This window comes from Oscillibacter sp. CU971 (assembly GCF_905219725.1).
Classification (GTDB): Bacteria; Bacillota; Clostridia; order Oscillospirales; family Oscillospiraceae; genus Oscillibacter.
Genome location: NZ_CAJMXG010000314.1, coordinates 1 through 2,830, shown reverse-complemented (window position 1 = coordinate 2,830; position 2,830 = coordinate 1). Strand labels below are relative to the sequence as shown.

At 60.1% G+C, this 2,830-nt stretch carries 3 protein-coding genes; all 3 read left to right on the top strand.

The window, feature by feature from the left end:
* Positions 1-84: 84 nt before the first annotated feature.
* The 3 genes from JX325_RS14700 (at position 85) to JX325_RS14690 (ending at position 2,690) form a co-directional block, all read left to right on the top strand.
* On the top strand, positions 85-558 hold the full coding sequence (locus tag JX325_RS14700; protein ID WP_374220636.1) for a PcfB family protein: 474 nt from the start codon (positions 85-87) through the stop codon (positions 556-558).
* A gap of 25 nt (positions 559-583) precedes the next feature.
* Positions 584-2,383 (top strand): VirD4-like conjugal transfer protein, CD1115 family, encoded by a 1,800-nt coding sequence (locus JX325_RS14695; protein WP_374220637.1) that lies wholly within the window; start codon positions 584-586, stop codon positions 2,381-2,383.
* A 94-nt stretch (positions 2,384-2,477) separates the two neighbouring features.
* Positions 2,478-2,690: a Maff2 family mobile element protein gene (locus tag JX325_RS14690; RefSeq protein ID WP_204791823.1), complete on the top strand. Its 213-nt coding sequence runs from the start codon at positions 2,478-2,480 to the stop codon at positions 2,688-2,690.
* Positions 2,691-2,830: the final 140 nt, after the last annotated feature.

Here is a 2,830-nt window from a genome sequence, read left to right as displayed (position 1 = left end):
CCACGGAGCGGCCCGCGCCCAAGGTGGACCGGGAGGAGCGGTAGCCCTCTGGACACCGTGTCCAGAAGCGGGAGGTGATGATTTTTGGTAGATGAAGATATTTCCCGGCGGACGATAGCCCTTTCCATCCGAACGGGGAAGCTGACGGCGCGGACGCTGGCCTGGGCGCTGCGGGCGGCGGGCCAGAAGATCCAAAAGGAGCGGCAGGCCCACCAAACGCCCCACGGCAGGCAGACCGTCCGGCAGCTCATGAAGCAGGGCGAGGCGACCAACAGCCTCCCCGTGGAGGCCCCCAGGGAGTTTGACCGAGTGGCCCGGCGCTGGAATGTGGACTACGCCTTTTTCAAAAACGGCGAGGGAAAGTATCTGCTGTTCTTCAAATCCAAGCAGGCCGACGCCATTACCGCCTGTTTCGGGGANTACTCCCGCCGTGTCATGGACCGGCCCAGGGTGCGGCGGGTCCCCATTCTGGAGCGGATGAAGCGGGCNGGGGNACTGCTGCGGGGCCAGGAGCGGACCCAGGAGCGGAAAAAGGAGGCGGCCCGTGAAGAAAGGTAGCTTAAAAAAGTACATTCTCCCCAATATGCCCTATGTGTTTATGGCCTGGGCCTGCCTCAAATTGGGAACGGCCTACCGTCTGGCGGCTGGGGCCAATGCCGGGGAGAAGCTGGTGGGCATGATGAATACCATCAACACGGCTTTTGCTTCCCCCGCCCCTGGGCTGGTCCCGGCGGACTGGCTGGTAGGGATTGCGGGGGCGGCAGCCATCCGGCTGTTCGTCTACGTCAAGGCCAAAAACGCGAAAAAATTTCGCCGTGACGAGGAGTACNGCAGCGCGCGCTGGGGTGGCCCTAAAGATATAGCCCCTTTCGTCGATCCCAGGTTTGAGAAAAACGTCATTCTCTCCGGGACGGAATTTCTCACCACCAACACCCGGCCCAAGAACCCGGCCAACGCCCGGAACCTCAACGCCTGCGTGATCGGCTCCTCCGGCTCCGGCAAGACCCGCTTCTGGCTCACGNCCCAGCTCCTCCAGGCCCACTCCTCCTATGTGGTGGTGGACCCCAAGGGCGGGGTGCTGTCCCAGATGGGCTATTTCCTCCAGCGGAAAAAAGGGTANAAAATCAAGNTTTTCAACAGTATCGACTTCTCACGCTCCATGCACTATAACCCCCTGGCCTATATCAAAAACGAGGCGGATATTCTGAAATTCGTGAACACCCTGATTGCCAACACCAAGGGGGAGGGCAAGGAGGGGGACCCGTTCTGGACCAAATCGGAAACGCTTTTATACTGCGCCCTGATTGCCTATATCATCTTCGAGGGGCCGGAGGAGGACCGGAACATGAACACGCTGGTAGACATGNTNTCGGGAATGGAAGTGAAAGAGGACGACCCGGNTTTTATGAACGCCATCGACTATATGTTCAAGGGCCTGGAGAAGCGCAAGCCGGANTGCTTCGCCNTGAAGCAGNACAAGAAGTACAAATTAGCCAGCGGCAAAACCGCCCGCTCCATACTGATTAGCTGCGGGGCGCGGCTGGCTCCCTTTGACATTCCCCAGCTCCGGGAGATCATGAGCTATGACGAAATGGAGCTGGACCGCCTGGGGGACAAGCGGACGGCGGCTTTCTTCATCATCAGCGACACGGACACCACCTACAATTTCATTGTGGCCCTGGCNTTCTCCCAAATGTTCAACCTCCTGTGCGAGAGGGCGGACAATGTGCATGGGGGCCGCCTGCCCCACCACGTCCGGGTGCTGTGGNACGAGGCCGCCAACACGGGGCAGGTCCCGAACCTGGAGAAGCTGGTGGCGGTGATCCGCTCCCGCGAGGTCAGCCTGACCCTGTTCTATCAGGCCCAGTCCCAGTGCAAGGCCATTTACAAGGACAACGCCGAGACGATCATGGGCAACATGGACAGCGTGGTTTTCCTGGGCGGGCGGGAGCACTCCACCGTCAAGGAGATTTCCGAGGCGTGGCTGGGCAAGCAAACCATTTCCATGCAGACCGACAGCCGGTCCCGCGGGCAGTCCNAGAGTTACAGCCAGAACACCCAGCGCCTGGGCCGGGAGCTTATGACCATGGACGAGCTCACCNCGATGCGCGGCGACAAATGTATTTTACAGCTCCGGGGGCTGCGGCCCTTTTTCTCCCCCAAGTACGACTTGAAGCAGCACCCCAATTACCGCTATACGGCGGAGGCGGACAAGAAAAATGCCTTTGACCTGTCCCGCCTGATCTCCCGCCGTATGGAGAAGCTGGACCCCGACGAGCGATACACCGTGTACGAGGCGGACGTGCCGGACGAGGNGGACATAGGCGAGGACGAGGACATCTTCAACTATGACGACCTGGACGACCCGGACGCCTTTGTATAACCTCTGGACACCGTGTCCAGAGCGTTCCTGCCGCCTGACAAGGGCGGCTTTTTTCATGGCCGGGATGATATTCCCGGAGAATATGGAGGTTTATATGGAGTTCTTTTCTTCCGCTATCACCACCTTGCAGACCCTCGTTGTGGCCCTGGGCGCTGGTCTGGGCGTGTGGGGCGTCGTCAATCTCCTGGAGGGCTACGGGTCCGACAATCCGGGCTCCAAAAGCCAGGGCATGAAACAGCTCATGGCGGGCGGCGGCATTATCCTGCTGGGCACGACCCTCATTCCCCTGTTGTCCGGCCTGTTCTAAGGGCGACGCTTCATGGGATTTCTCACCGACTGGATCACGAACTGGCTCAAGGAGCTGCTGACCGGCGGGATCATGGACAACCTGTCGGGGCTCTTTGATACAGTAAACGCCCGTGTCGGGGAGATCGCGGTACAAGTGGG